Here is a 13,389-nt window from a genome sequence, read left to right as displayed (position 1 = left end):
TTGCCAATGTCTCAATGCTTACATTTGGCGATGTCAGACGCAAATATCACGTCGACTAAATGCCGGTTAACCTCTTGTGAACCCCAAGAGCCACGCATATGTGAGGTTTTCGTGTTGCTTCGTTGTTGGTGATAAAGTCTTGCCATATCTAAACGAGGGAACGACATGCGGATTTTGATAGCGGCGGTAGCGGTGGCGATGCTGGCGGGGTGTGCCTCATCGGCGATCTCGGTGCGGGATGCAAAGCCGGTTCCTTCGGACGAGGTCTATGCCTTCCAGACTAAACCGGCCGGCGAGAGCGGAAAAATTACCGTGGTGCGCGACTCCGGCGCGGTCGGCTCTGGTTGAGACATTGTTGTTTATGTCGACGGCCGCAGAGCTGCAAAAATCGGTACTGGTCAGCGTGCTACATTCTACCTTCCGCCGGGATCGCCAAATCTCGGCGCCGGCCTGGCGGGCTCGGGCTTGTGCGCAGGCGCCGCAATTCGAACCATCGCGGCTACGGTGCAGTCGGGCAAGGAAAGCCTTTACCGTATCAGCGGCGACATGGCCGGCTTTTACATAGGCCCCTACGTCGACTACAACTGAAAAACGAAACTATAAAGCCGCTTCCGGGCGGTTTAATGAGATGGTCACCCCCAACACCCTGTGAGGGCTACGCTTTCACAGGGTGTTTTGTTTTCGGAGGCCATCATCATGAGCGAGTCAGCACTGATCGGGATCGATCTCGGCAAACATAATTTCCACCTTCTCGGCCAAGACAAATCAGGCCGCGAGGTGTTTCGCAAAAAGCTCTCGCGAGCGCAGATGATGCGGTTTTTCGGCAACTTGCCGAGCTGCGTCGTGGTAACGGAAGCCTGTGCCGGCTCTCACTTCATCGCCCGTCAGCTTGCGGCGATGGGGCATACGACCAAGTTGATTTCACCGCAGTTTGTCCGCCCTTTCGTCAAGGGCAACAAAAACGACTTTATCGACGCAGAGGCTATTTGCGAGGCGGCTTCTCGTCCGTCCATGCGCTTCGTCACGCCTAAAACCGAGTCTCAGCAAACCCTGTCTGTTCTGCATCGCATGCGCGAGTCGTTGGTGCATGACCGCACCAAGACAGCCAATCAGATGCACGGTTTCCTGTTGGAATTTGGCATCAGCCTGCCCAAAGGCTTAGCCATCATGAAGCGTTTGGCAGCTGTTTTGGCCGAGCATGAGCTGCCTGCGCGGCTGACAGTGCTGTTGCAACGCCTGCACGATCACTTCGTTTACCTGGATGAACGGATCAAGGAACTGGACAAAGAACTGGCTTGCCAGCTGGCCGACGATGATCTGGGGAGTCGTTTGCTTAGCATGCCGTGTGTCGGCCCGATCACCGCCAGCCTTCTGGCTGTAGAAATGGGCGATGGCAAGCAATACCGATGCAGTCGCGATTTTGCGGCTTCTGTGGGCTTGGTGCCGCGACAGTACAGCACGGGCGGCAAAGCCAATTTGTTGGGGATCAGCAAGCGAGGTGACAAGCACCTGCGACAACTGTTGGTGCAATGCTCCAGGGTTTACATGCAGCGGCTGGATCACCAGAAAGGGGCTTTGGCCGACTGGGTGCGAGCGCTACTGCGCCGACGACACTCGAATGTGGTGGCCTGTGCCCTGGCCAACAAACTGGCGCGTATCGCTTGGGCGATAGCGGCTCATCATGCGCAATATGAAGCAGGGCCAGACGCCTTGAACGCCTGACCCTGCGGTTGTTGCAGTACCACGACTCACCCTTCAGGTTTTGCGATAGCTGAACAACGGATGACGTGAACGGCCTACCGGCCTGGCGAAGATCCTGACATAAAAATCGGCTTCAGAAGCCGACGGGTTTTTAAGGATCGTCAGGCGCGACTCTCATCGTGGCGCTGGGGCAAGCCCCAAACAGACGCCGGATAGATTTAAGCAAGCCAACCACACCACCCGTTAATCAGTATTGCAAAAATGGGGGTGACCATAGAATTTTTTTGCCTGGAGAAAAGTATGCCGATCACTGAGCAGCAGTTGCTGCAGATCCTCCCGAACGCCGGCCGCCAAGCCGGCGTTTTTGTTCCTGTGCTGAATACGGCCATGAACCGCTACGGCATCGTGGGCACCGCGCGTGCTGCGGCCTTCATCGCTCAGGTTGGCCATGAGTCCGGCCAGTTGCGCTATGTGCGCGAAGTTTGGGGGCCAACTGCGCAGCAGCTCACGTACGAAGGCCGTGTCGACTTGGGCAACACCGTCAAGGGTGATGGCTCGAAGTACCGGGGGCGCGGGCTGGTCCAGATTACCGGACGTGCCAACTATGCCGCCTGCGGTGAAGCCCTGGGCCTGGACCTGATCAACAAGCCAGAGCTTCTAGAGCTGCCACAGAACGCGGCGATGTCGGCGGCCTGGTTCTGGTCGACCCGTGGGCTGAACACCCTGGCCGACCAGAAGGACTTCGCGAAGATCACCAGGCGCATCAATGGCGGGCTCACCGGCCAAGCAGATCGCCAGGCCCTGTACGACAAGGCACTGAAGGTGCTGGCATGACGCCTGTGCAAAAGCTGGCCGCCCTGGTGGCGCTGGTCGTGGTGCTGATGGCAACCGCCTCCGGCGTGACCTGGCAGTTGCAGGACTGGCGGATGGGCAAGAAGCTCGCCGAGCAGGCCGGCCTGCACAAGGATGACCTGGCCGAGATCAGCAATGCCGCTGCCGCCCAGGCCCGCGCCGAGCAGGAAAAGCGCCCGGCGCTGGAGAATCAGCTCGCCATGCAGGACCAACAACACTCCAAGGAGTTATCCGATGAGAAACGCACGCAGGCTGTTATTCGCGATCGCCTTGCCACTTCTGATCTGCGGTTGTCAGTCCTTCTCGGCGCCACGGATTCAGCCAGTGGCTGCGACGTGCCTCCCACCCCCGGCGCCGTCGGCGTGGTTCATGCAGCCCGTCGAGCCCAACTTGACCCAGCGCATGCTCAACGAATTATCGCCATCACCGACGCCGGTGACCAAGGACTGATCGCACTACGTGCTTGCCAGTCGTATGTAAGCGCCATTGCTCGATGATGGCGGGGGGGCGTCATTCAGAAAAAATGAACTCGTCCGCTCCTAACCGATGGATACCGTAACCGATTCGATATGGCTTAACGAAGTTTTTCTGGGCATAGGCGGTCCGTAACCGTCCGGCCGAGTCATCTATCTGTGTTGAAACCCATCAGCCGCACGGCGCCGTCGAAGTTAATTGGCCAGCTGAAAATGCTACCGCCTGCGCGAACTTCTCCGATGATTGGCATCGACTCCTTACGGCTCGACACAGAGCCGATGGGCATGCGCGCAGGCACCGGAATGGCGTTACCATCAGAAATCGATTTGCGGTCGAGCGGGCATGTCGATCCCGCGTTCAACCTTGGCTCAATGGGGTGGTGTTACTGGCGTGCGTTTGCAGTTCCATGTGCTCTTATCTTAGAGACGTAGGGCAAACTATACTATCTCACGACCATTCTGCTTTTTCTGGCGCCTGTATTCTATCCGAAAGCAGTCTGCCAGCTTCCGTTCACCCTCTGATCATGGCTAATCCTTTGGCTTTTGTGATTGAACAGGCGCGCGATGTTTTGATTTGGGGCAGAATGTCGGAATTCACCCTCTTGACAAAATACTTGGCGATCTCCTTGGTGTTTCTCTGGGCAGGATTTGCTTTCTTCCAAACCGCGCGTAAAGGTTTTGCAGATGTGTTCTGAGTTTTCAATACAGGTTAAAAGTGTTAGCAAACATTTTCGAATATACGCCAGCCAGCGTGAGCGTTTGCTGCAGTTGTTCAGTAGCAAGAAGCATTACAAGGAGTTTGTGGCGTTAGATGATGTTTCTTTTGTGATAAATAAAGGCGAGACAGTTGGCATTGTTGGTCGCAATGGGAGTGGAAAGTCTACGTTGTTGCAGATGATTTGCGGCACTCTGACGCCTACTGCCGGTGAGATAACTACACATGGCCGTATTGCTGCGTTGCTAGAGCTGGGGTCGGGTTTCAACCCCGAGTTCAGTGGGCGAGATAATGTTTACATGAATGCTTCCGTACTTGGACTTTCCAATGCGGAAACTGCAGCTCGCTTTGAATCCATACTCGCGTTTGCAGAGATTGGAGACTTCATAGATCAGCCGGTCAAGAATTACTCCAGTGGCATGATGGTGCGGCTGGCTTTTGCTGTGGCTATCAATGCCGACCCGCAGATCCTGATTGTCGATGAGGCACTTGCTGTGGGGGATGAGCTTTTCCAGCGCAAATGCTTTGCGCGGATCGAGGCTATCAAGGCCCAAGGTGCAACCATTTTGTTCGTTTCACATGCTAGTAATACGGTTGTAGGCCTGTGTGACCGGGCGATTCTGCTGGATGGTGGAAAAAAAATCACTGAAGGCACGCCCAAATCAGTGGTTGGCAAGTATCAGCGGCTGCTGAACGCTCCTGCCGAGAAAGCCAAGGTCATGCGCGAACAAATGTTGGCTGGTATCGAGAAGTCTCTGAGTCCCGAGTCGGCTGAGCCTGGAGAAGTGGATGAGCCATGTCAGGAAATGGCGGGATATTTCGATCCCTACCTTGTTTCCAAGACTGTGCTGTCTTACGAAACTCGTGGTGCATTGATCTCTGATCCTCAGTTACTCAACATCCAAGGGCAAAAGGTCAATTGTCTCAAGGCAGGAGAAACCTATCGCTATACCTACCGTGTACGCTTTGATCGTGATGCTAGGAATGTTCGGTTTGGTATGCTGATCAAGACTCCCACTGGCGTGGAGTTGGGTGGTGCTACCTCAGCCAAGCAGGTCGAAGATGGAATCAGTGTTGTTTCATCCGGCTCTGTGCTGTCGGTGGAGTATAGTTTTGTCTGTCGCCTCAATGAAGGATTGTATTTTCTCAATGCGGGCGTATCCGGGGATTGTGGTGAGGGATTCCATCATCTTCATCGCGTCGTTGATGCGTTGTGCTTTCGCGTAAGTGCTGAAAGCAAGCAGTTCGGGCTTGGTCTAGTAGATTTCTCATGTGCGCCGGAATGGTCTTTGGTAGAGTGATTGGATGCTAAGGTTTATCGGAATTGGTGCCCAGAAAAGCGGCACCAGTTGGTTATACGAGGTGTTGAGCAAGCATCCAAATGTAAGCTTTCCAGCTGGCAAGGAAGTTCACTTCTGGGATGCTCATTACCTGAATGGTATTGGCTGGTACAGCAGTTTGTTCAGTGAAGAACGCTGCAATGGCGACATCACTCCAGCCTATGCGATTCTGCCACTCGACCGGATTCGTGAAGTGCACCAATACTTTCCAAGCTTACGTATCGTTTATGTGATGCGAAATCCGATCGAGCGAGCATGGTCTTCTGCCAGGATGGCACTGCGCCGAGCCGAAATGGAGTTTTCTGAAGCGTCCGATCAATGGTTCATTGATCATTTCAAATCGCAGGGATCGTTGCAGCGTGGTGACTACGCCAACTGCTTGAGAAACTGGATGTCGGTGTATCCTCGTGAGAGCTTTTTGATTTCTCGCTACGAAAAGATTGTGCAAGACCCAGTTGGTTTCGCCAACAGGGTACTGAATCACATTGGCTTGGGTGAGTTTTTCTCCGAGACTCAGCGTCCCGAGTTATCTCGGCCGGTTTTCGAGGGCTACAAATCTGCTATCCGACCGGAATTGTTACAAGTGTTGCATCGGCTCTATGCTGACAAGATCGACGCATTAGGCGAGCTGCTTGAGGCTGACTTCTCAGACTGGAAGAACAGTTGTTTGCGCTGATTGAAAACTGACCCACCGGTCACTCTGATCGACGACCACCTCCAGGCTTCTGACGTTTCCCCTCAGTTCAGATGTCTCGTGGTTGAACCTGCTGACGTTTGCGAGCGCATTTGCCATTGCTACCTCGGCACATGCTTTCCCGGCGGCCAGCTCATCTTCATTCGACTGGGTCTTGGATATTCCTGCGGGCGGCGCGCAGGTCGTTGCGCAGTGAAGCTATTTTGTCCTTAAGCATGGCGCATTGGTACTGGTACTTTTCCAGGGGCGTGGGGCATCCAAGCCACTTGCAAGTGTCTTCGTCGATGTTCATGGTGGGTCAGTTCGAGTGCTGTATGTGTATACAGTTCCGGGGTGTTGCGGATTTGGGAGTGGTGTTCGTCGGCAGGACGCCGGGGAGGGGACTACTGTAGGAATATCCAACGCTAAGTTATTGATTCTTATAGGTCGTATTGTGCGTTTTGAGGGCGCACGAAAAAGGAGCTTTTCCCTTTATTAACAGAAGCTTGCGTATTTTTCGTGGTCACCTTGACATGGTGGGGGTCGTTGGTTCGAGTCCAATCGCGCCTACCAAACAAAATCCGCTCTGCTGGGCGGTCTAGAAGGGCTCACCGAAAGGTGGGCCCTTTTTTGTTGCGATTGCAAAACCTATTCGCCAAGAAAAATCTGCAGCAAAACCAGTTCAACAACCGCCACCAGCAGCAAAAACATCACGAACCCAAATGAGAACACGCGTTTTCGCCGTGGTGGGGTGTAGTCGCCTGCGAACTCAAGCAGCTTCCAGATGAATTCGAGAAACTCGCTCACGATGGCGGCTTACTTGGCCTTGGCGTTCTTGATATCGCTGATCATCTGCTTGGCAATCGCCTGCACTTGCTTTTGGGTCATGGCCGAGGCAATGCCTTCCCAAGCGGATGACGAGGTGTCGTAGGTGCGCGAGCCAATCGGCGTGCCGGATTTCAGGTCGAAGTAATCCGCGCGGGAGAACACCCAGGCGTTGCCTACCAGCGCACCGGCTACATACCGTGAGCCCGGCTCGATGTAGCGAAACTTGCTCACATTGATCTTGATGCCGACACCTTCTTCACCACTCGGAACCACTGCAGGGCTTTCGGTGACGTTGAAGCCGGCCTCGCGGGCCTCCACTTGCAGCGCGTTGTTCCAGTCACGCTTGAGCAGGTTCCAGTCCGGGTTTTGCTCGACATGTCCTTCGCCCTTGATGCTGACCACGAGGTTGCGTTTCGCGGAGTCCGGGATCGCCAGCGCGGCGCTGCCGCCACTTTTTACCTTGGCGGCGCAACCACCCAGCATGGACAGCGCAACTGCGCAGGAGAGGGCGATCAGGACCTTTTGGGTTTTCATTGAATTTCCATATCCACAACAGTAATCGGGAAGAGTGTGCTGATTTGAGGTGCGCGCCTGATAAGACAGGCGGCGCTAAGATGCGCGAATCCCTGCGGGTCTGTCCACATCTCGTTACATGCAGGCTGTGCAATCACCCACAAAATTTATTGGTTCGCAGCAACAATTTTTCTTGTTGGACACCTCCCGCCCCCAGGCAGCAAAGTTGCCGCCACTGACGCTCGACCTTCCGGGTCAACAATAAAAAACCGAGCCGACTGCACGCCACTTCCTGCTGTGAACCCTTTGTTCACATCCTGCTGTAATGGCGCCGCAGCGCGCACTTAAGGACCTCACCGCCATGCAAACTGTTGTGAACTTATGGCCGTTGATCGGCGTACTTGTGATCGTGGTTGGCTTTGTTTTTCGCATCAACCCTCTGTTGGTGGTCACCGCGGCCGCTATCGCTACCGGGCTTGCCGCCCATTTCCCCCTGGAAAAAATTCTCGCCACCATGGGCGATGGCTTCCTTCAGACCCGTGCCCTGCAATTGATTCTGTTGCTGCCCCTGGCGGTCATTGGCCTTCTGGAGCGCCATGGGCTGCGCCTGCATGCGCAGAACTGGATTGCACGGTTCGAGCGCGCCACGGTCGGGCGCTTGTTGATCATCTATTTGTTTGTGCGTGAATCCACGGCCGCCATGGGCCTGACCAGCCTGGGCGGGCATCCGCAGATGGTGCGTCCGTTGCTGGCCCCGATGGCCGAGGGTGCAGCGGAAAAACGTTACGGCAAACTTCCCGAAAAACTGCGTCATAAAGTGCTGGCGATGTGCGCGGCGACTGACAATGTCGGCCTGTTTTTTGGTGAGGATATCTTTGTCGCCTTTGGTGCAATCGCCTTGATGCACACCTTCCTGCTGGGCTCGGGAATTGATGTGGAGCCGCTGCATATTGCGGTGTGGGGGATTCCTACCGCGATCTGCGCCTTCATCATTCACGCGATCCGCCTGCATCGGTTTGACCGCAGGCTCACCCGAGAGATGACGCCGGCCGCTGCATCCGTGGAGGCTGCACAATGATTATTTCCATTCAATACCTGTACTGGCTGGCCGGGGTCCTGCTGCTGATCACGGCGGGCATGATCCTGATGGACCGCACCCATCCCAAGCGTTGGTCCAGTGCATTGTTCTGGCTGTTGTTCGCCATTCCATTCCTGATCGGTGAGCGTCTGCCCTCGGTGGCTATCGGGGTCGGCATAGTGGTCATGGCTTTGATTGCCGGCATGGGCGGCGTCGGCCGTGGCAAGCATGCCGAGTTGCACGACAAGGCATCCCGTGCCAGTGCGGGTCGCCTGGGGCACAAGCTGTTCATCCCGGCGTTGGCGATTCCGCTGACCACGGTGATCGGCTCGGTATTGCTCAAGCACACCGAGATCGGCGGAGTGCCGTTGCTGGACCCGAAAAACACCACCTTTGTCTCCCTTGGTATCGGCTGCCTGATCGCCCTTGGCCTGGCGTGCTGGTTGACCCGCGATACGCCGGCGCAAGCCTTGCGTGAATCCCGTCGCCTGACTGAAGCGCTGGGCTGGGCCATGGTGCTGCCGCAGATGTTGGCAATGCTGGGCTTACTCTTCAACGAAGCCGGGGTTGGTACGGCTGTCGCGCATGTCACCACCACTTATATCAACCTGGATTACAAGTTGGTGGCGGTGATGGTCTACGTGCTGGGCATGGCGTTGTTTACGGTGATCATGGGTAATGGCTTCGCGGCTTTCCCGGTGATGACCGGCGGCGTCGGCGTGCCGGTGCTGGTCGGAATCTATGGTGGTAACCCGGCGGTGATGGCGGCGATCGGCATGTTCTCCGGCTACTGCGGTACCCTGATGACCCCTATGGCCGCCAACTTCAATATCGTCCCGGCGGCATTGCTTGAGCTGCCGGACAAGAACGCGGTGATCAAGGCACAGCTGCCGACCGCGTTGATGATGCTGGTGGTCAATATTGTGCTGCTTTATCTGTTGATGTGAGGCCGTGATGCAAATTGTACTGCTGACGGGTTTCGAGCCCTTTGATCAAGACCGGGTGAACCCCTCCTGGGAAGCCGTGCGCCAACTGGACGGCGTGCGACTGGGGAGCGATGTGCAGATTGTTGCGCGATTACTGCCTTGCGCATTTGCCACGGCGGGCGCGTGCCTGACCGGGCTGATCGACGAGTTGCACCCGGCGATGGTGATTGCGACTGGCCTGGGGCCTGGGCGTAGCGATATCTCAGTCGAACGGGTGGCGATCAATATCAATGATGCACGCATCCCCGATAACCTCGGGGAGCAGCCTATCGATACGGCTGTCGTAGCCGGCGGCCCGGCGGCCTACTTCACGACCTTGCCGATAAAGGCGATGGTCAAGGCTGTGCGCGACGCGGGAGTCGCGGCCTCGGTATCGCAGACGGCTGGGACATTTGTGTGTAACCAGGTATTTTATTTGTTGCAGCATGCGCTCGCAGGTTCTGGGGTACGCAGTGGGTTTATCCATGTACCTTTTCTGCCAGAGCAGGTGGCAGATTCACAGCGGCCCTCAATGGCGTTGGATACGTTGGTTGCGGGGCTGCAGACAGCTGTGCTGGTGGCGTGGCAAACACCGGTGGATGCAGAGGAAGCGGGCGGGCAGGTCAGCTGATCGGCCCGACGCTCCTCAAATCGCAAACAGTCGAGTAAGCCCGAAGGTGATAGCGCAAGCCAGGCCTGTCATGGCGAATGCGGTTGCCACGTACCATTTGATAAGGTTCAGTTCAGTAGTTGCCAGGTCTGCCTTGGAAGCGAAGTGCTTGTCCATGGCGTCTGCCTTGCTCGAAACGGTGATCAGCTTCTCATTCATTTCAGCCAGCCCCTTTTCCAGTAAACCTAATCGCATTTCCATTTCAGGATCTCCATAATTTTACCGCTGCCGGCTCTCCCTTGAGCCCCTTGGGAAGCGAGACTAGTCTGGCTTGCGACCAGTGTTAAGAGACAAACCTTTGCAAAATAACACCGGGCGTTTGCGCTCAATCTTCCCGTCTAGGAAAGAACAACTCAAAACACGTCACACCTGCCTCACTGCTTACGCTGTACCGCCCGTTATGCAGTTGCATGATGGTTGCAACAATCGATAATCCCAACCCGTTGGACTGTGCAGAACGTTCCCGTGACTCATCCACCCGGTAAAACCGTTCGAACAGCCGCGGCAGATGCTCGGCGGCGATGGTCTCGCCCTGATTGCTGACCCTCAGGTGAATGCCATCGGTGCTTGGCACGGCGCGGATCTCTAGCTCGGTACTTGGCGCACCATATTTGATGGCGTTGGCGCACAGGTTCGCCAGCGCCCTGCGCAGCAGCATCGGCTCCGCCCAGATCACGCCTTCACCTTCGGCGTGAATGCTGATATCCGCATCACCCGCCAAGCCCTCAAAGTACTCGGCGATGCGTTCCACCTCATCCACGGCACTGAGTTCCTGGCGTTGACGCAAAGCGCTCGCCGGGTCGGTGCGCGCGAGGAACAGCATGTTATCGAGCATCCGCGCCAGGCGTTCAAGCTCTTCCACATTGGACGCCAACAACTGCTGATAACTTTCAATGCTGCGGTGCTGTTGCAGGGCGACCTGGGTTTCCCCCAGCAAATTGTTGATGGGTGTGCGCAGCTCGTGGGCCATGTCGGTGGACACCTGACCCAGTTGGACAAAGCCCTTGGCCAGCCGCTCAAGCATGGTATTGAATGAATCAATCATCGGCAGCAGTTCCTTAGGCGCACCGTGGCTGTCGAGGCGTTCGGCGAGGTTGCCGACGCCAATGCCTTGAGCGTGCCGGGCCAGGCGTCGCAACGGTAACAGCCCGCGATGAACCAGCAGGTAGCCGACCAGGGCCAGGATGATTGCGGCAATGCTCGCCAGGATATAAACGCTCAGGCGATAGCTAGCGAGTACGCTGGTGCGCTCGGTCATCAGGCGCCCCGTGGTGACTTGCAGGCTGCCCAGGTCGCCGGAGTCGATGGACGCGGCGACGGTGGCGAAGGGTACGCCGTTGATGCTGGGAAAATGGTGTACGTCGGCGAGCGTCAGTTCGTGGTTCTTGGGGACCGGCGGTATGGAAGGCAGGTCGATATTGCCGGGATTGACCGTCAGCAATGGCTTCTGTCCTGGCGCGGCGATGCTCAGTACCGATTCGCGGTTGCCGAGCATGTTCTGGAACAACTCCGGCTTGGTCTTGATCAGGTCCAGGGTGTTGCTGTCATTGAGCAGGTTGCGCAACTGATCGATGCGGTAGATCAAGGCCGCGTCGTCACGCATGATCAGTTCACGCTCCAACTCGCGATACAGCGCCACACCGAGGGTCGCCAGCAGGGCGAAGGCGAGCAGAGCGAAGATCAACGCCAGGCGCAGGGTCAGGGAGTAATGACGGCGTTTGTTCATGGCTGGGTATCGAAACGGTAGCCGATGCCACGCACGCTGTGGATCAGCTTGAGCTGGAACGGGTCGTCGATTTTCAGGCGCAGGCGCCGTACGGCCACGTCGACCACGTTGGTGTCGCTGTCGAAATTCATGTCCCACACCCGCGAGGCGATCAGCGAGCGGGACAGCACCTGGTCCTGATGAGTTGCGAACAGGTGCAGTAAGGCGAACTCTTTGTTGGTCAGGGTGATACGCGTGCCGGCCCGGGTGACGCGACGCTTGAGCACATCGATTTGCAAGTCGGCGATCTGCAGTTGTTCCTCTTCGCGGCTTGGGCCGCGACGGGTCAGGGTTCGCAAGCGTGCCACCAGTTCAGCGAAGGAAAAAGGCTTGATCAGGTAATCATCGGCACCCAGCTCCAAGCCCTTGATGCGGTCGGCAATGTCATCGCGAGCCGTCAGAAAAAGTACCGGCGTATCCGCTTCCTTGCGCAGGCGACGCAGCACTTCCCAGCCGTCCATTTTCGGCATCATCACATCCAGCACGATCACGTCGAACGGTGTTTCCAGGGCCTGGTGCAAGCCGTCCACGCCATCACGGGCGAGGCTGACGGAGTAACCCAGCTCCTGCAGGCCGTTGAGCAGGTAATTGCCGGCCTTGGGTTCGTCTTCGACTACAAGAATGTTCATGGGAAGTGCCCTGTCTCAATGCGTGGCGCAAGTGTAGCCCGATCAATTGTCACTGGCGCAACCGATGCCCTGGACCTGGTAGTCCAACACATGTTCGCGCCCCTGGCTGTCCAGGTAGTCGAGGCGCGCCGGGACGATGCCGCATTGGCCGTATGTGTCGGTGCTCGACAGCACTTTGGCCACATCCAGATGTACGAAGAAGCCGGTTTTGTCATGGATCACAGGTTTGGCAGCAAACACGGAACCGGTAGCGAGCAGAGCGGCAAAGCCGAGGATAAACAGTTTCATGGGGGTTTCTCTCTTAAGGGGTTGGCTGCCAGATCGTGGCGGTGAGTTCACAGTAACCAGGCACCCCGAACAGCCAACCAACAGGATGATGACAAGTTTGTAATGCAGGGCTCAGGGCTGGCGGCCAGAGGCTTCGAGGATCAGGTCGGTGATTTCCTTGGCGTGGGACACCAGCGACAGGTGGCTCGAAGGCAGCTCAATGGTGGTAGCGTTCATGCGCTTGGCAAGGAAGCGTTCCAGGTCCGGATTGATGGTCTGGTCATTCGCCGACACCGCGTACCAGGAAGGCTTGGTGTGCCAGGCGGCGTTGACGGTGCGACCGCTGAACAGGGTCTTGGTGATGGGCTGCTGCACGGCGTACAACTCCAGGGCCTTGGCATGCGGCACATCGCCGGCAAAATACTTGAGGAAGGCCTCCTGGCTCAGGGTGAGGTAGCCGTCGTGGTCTTCAACGCCGGCCCGCACCGGCATGCTCGGATACTTTGCCGAGAGCGCGACAAAGTCTTCATTGGCGTCAGGCGCGCGTGCGGCCACGTACACCAGGGCGCTGACCTTCGGGTTGGCCCCGGCGTCGCTGACCACGGTGCCGGCGTAGGAGTGGCCGACCAGCACAGTGGGGCCGTCTTGCTGGGCCAGTACACGGTTGGTGGCGGCGACATCGTCGGCCACCGAGGTCAGCGGGTTCTGCACTGCAGTGACATGCAGACCAGCGGCCTGGAGGCGGGTGATCACCTCGGACCAACTTGAACCGTCAGCCCAGGAACCATGCACCAGCACCACGTTATTGGCTTTGACCGGCGCCACGGTGCCGGCCATGGCGGTACCTGTGCCCAGCATCAGCAGGCTGGCGGCGATCAGGCAGAGTTTGCTTGCAGGTTTCATGGGGGGACCCTTTTCAT

Annotated in this window: 16 protein-coding genes, 1 tRNA gene and 1 pseudogene; 11 read left to right on the top strand and 7 right to left on the bottom strand. The window is 56.9% G+C overall.

The window, feature by feature from the left end; genetic code table 11:
• Positions 1–165: 165 nt before the first annotated feature.
• The 8 genes and pseudogenes from ACZ445_RS20340 to ACZ445_RS20305 all read left to right on the top strand — a co-directional run bounded on the left by ACZ445_RS20340 (position 166) and on the right by ACZ445_RS20305 (position 6,327).
• Positions 166–588: pseudogene (locus ACZ445_RS20340) on the top strand (hypothetical protein).
• Positions 589–696: 108 nt separating this feature from the next.
• Positions 697–1,722: an IS110 family RNA-guided transposase gene (locus ACZ445_RS20335; protein WP_058426805.1), complete on the top strand. Its 1,026-nt coding sequence runs from the start codon at positions 697–699 to the stop codon at positions 1,720–1,722.
• A gap of 279 nt (positions 1,723–2,001) precedes the next feature.
• A complete protein-coding gene (locus tag ACZ445_RS20330; RefSeq protein WP_058428001.1) occupies positions 2,002–2,535 on the top strand; it encodes a glycoside hydrolase family 19 protein in 534 nt (177 codons plus the stop codon).
• Positions 2,532–3,050, top strand: a complete 519-nt coding sequence (locus ACZ445_RS20325; RefSeq protein WP_179028391.1) for a lysis system spanin subunit — start codon at positions 2,532–2,534, stop codon at positions 3,048–3,050. Before ACZ445_RS20330 ends, ACZ445_RS20325 begins: the two co-directional genes overlap by 4 nt.
• 500 nt (positions 3,051–3,550) lie before the next feature.
• Positions 3,551–3,721, top strand: a complete 171-nt coding sequence (locus tag ACZ445_RS20320; protein ID WP_160329176.1) for a hypothetical protein — start codon at positions 3,551–3,553, stop codon at positions 3,719–3,721.
• Positions 3,711–5,042 carry an ABC transporter ATP-binding protein gene (locus ACZ445_RS20315; protein ID WP_310864198.1) on the top strand — a complete coding sequence of 444 codons (1,332 nt, stop codon included), beginning with the start codon at positions 3,711–3,713 and terminating at the stop codon, positions 5,040–5,042. Before ACZ445_RS20320 ends, ACZ445_RS20315 begins: the two co-directional genes overlap by 11 nt.
• A 4-nt stretch (positions 5,043–5,046) precedes the next feature.
• Positions 5,047–5,757: a sulfotransferase family protein gene (locus ACZ445_RS20310; protein WP_058426275.1), complete on the top strand. Its 711-nt coding sequence runs from the start codon at positions 5,047–5,049 to the stop codon at positions 5,755–5,757.
• Between the two features lie 462 nt (positions 5,758–6,219).
• Positions 6,220–6,327: transfer RNA gene (locus tag ACZ445_RS20305), tRNA-OTHER, on the top strand.
• A gap of 75 nt (positions 6,328–6,402) precedes the next feature.
• Here the strand turns inward: ACZ445_RS20305 and ACZ445_RS20300 are convergent.
• Positions 6,403–6,561 (bottom strand): hypothetical protein, encoded by a 159-nt coding sequence (locus ACZ445_RS20300; protein WP_160329175.1) that lies wholly within the window; start codon positions 6,559–6,561, stop codon positions 6,403–6,405.
• 9 nt (positions 6,562–6,570) lie between these two features.
• Positions 6,571–7,116, bottom strand: a complete 546-nt coding sequence (locus ACZ445_RS20295) for a DUF4410 domain-containing protein (protein WP_179029786.1) — start codon at positions 7,114–7,116, stop codon at positions 6,571–6,573.
• A 340-nt stretch (positions 7,117–7,456) separates the two neighbouring features.
• On the opposite strand from ACZ445_RS20295, the gene ACZ445_RS20290 reads away from it, so the two are divergent.
• Genes ACZ445_RS20290 through pcp form a run of 3 tightly spaced genes read left to right on the top strand, consistent with a single transcriptional unit; the run spans position 7,457 to position 9,769 of the window.
• The gene (locus ACZ445_RS20290; RefSeq protein ID WP_058426273.1) at positions 7,457–8,173 is read left to right on the top strand and encodes a DUF969 domain-containing protein; all 717 of its coding nucleotides are present in this window, start codon (positions 7,457–7,459) and stop codon (positions 8,171–8,173) included.
• Positions 8,170–9,120 carry a DUF979 domain-containing protein gene (locus ACZ445_RS20285; protein WP_058426272.1) on the top strand — a complete coding sequence of 317 codons (951 nt, stop codon included), beginning with the start codon at positions 8,170–8,172 and terminating at the stop codon, positions 9,118–9,120. Before ACZ445_RS20290 ends, ACZ445_RS20285 begins: the two co-directional genes overlap by 4 nt.
• A 7-nt stretch (positions 9,121–9,127) precedes the next feature.
• On the top strand, positions 9,128–9,769 hold the full coding sequence (gene pcp / locus ACZ445_RS20280; RefSeq protein ID WP_058426271.1) for a pyroglutamyl-peptidase I: 642 nt from the start codon (positions 9,128–9,130) through the stop codon (positions 9,767–9,769).
• 15 nt (positions 9,770–9,784) lie between these two features.
• Here pcp and ACZ445_RS20275 read toward each other — a convergent pair whose 3' ends face one another.
• The 5 genes from ACZ445_RS20275 to ACZ445_RS20255 form a co-directional block, all read right to left on the bottom strand.
• On the bottom strand, positions 9,785–10,009 hold the full coding sequence (locus ACZ445_RS20275; RefSeq protein ID WP_058426270.1) for a hypothetical protein: 225 nt from the start codon (positions 10,007–10,009) through the stop codon (positions 9,785–9,787).
• Between the two features lie 124 nt (positions 10,010–10,133).
• Positions 10,134–11,534 carry a heavy metal sensor histidine kinase gene (locus ACZ445_RS20270; RefSeq protein WP_310864199.1) on the bottom strand — a complete coding sequence of 467 codons (1,401 nt, stop codon included), beginning with the start codon at positions 11,532–11,534 and terminating at the stop codon, positions 10,134–10,136.
• Complete coding sequence (locus tag ACZ445_RS20265; protein ID WP_015884955.1) at positions 11,531–12,202, bottom strand: heavy metal response regulator transcription factor; 672 nt, start codon at positions 12,200–12,202, stop codon at positions 11,531–11,533. Before ACZ445_RS20265 ends, ACZ445_RS20270 begins: the two co-directional genes overlap by 4 nt.
• Positions 12,203–12,244: 42 nt before the next feature.
• Entirely contained in the window at positions 12,245–12,490 is a 246-nt protein-coding gene (locus ACZ445_RS20260) for a DUF2790 domain-containing protein (protein ID WP_310864200.1), read from the bottom strand.
• A 111-nt stretch (positions 12,491–12,601) separates the two neighbouring features.
• The gene (locus ACZ445_RS20255; RefSeq protein WP_058426268.1) at positions 12,602–13,372 is read right to left on the bottom strand and encodes an alpha/beta fold hydrolase; all 771 of its coding nucleotides are present in this window, start codon (positions 13,370–13,372) and stop codon (positions 12,602–12,604) included.
• Positions 13,373–13,389 lie beyond the last annotated feature (17 nt).

The sequence above is a fragment of the Pseudomonas allii genome, assembly GCF_055380095.1.
Note: the sequence above shows the minus strand (reverse complement) of the source record. Positions and strands in the feature narration are given on the sequence as shown.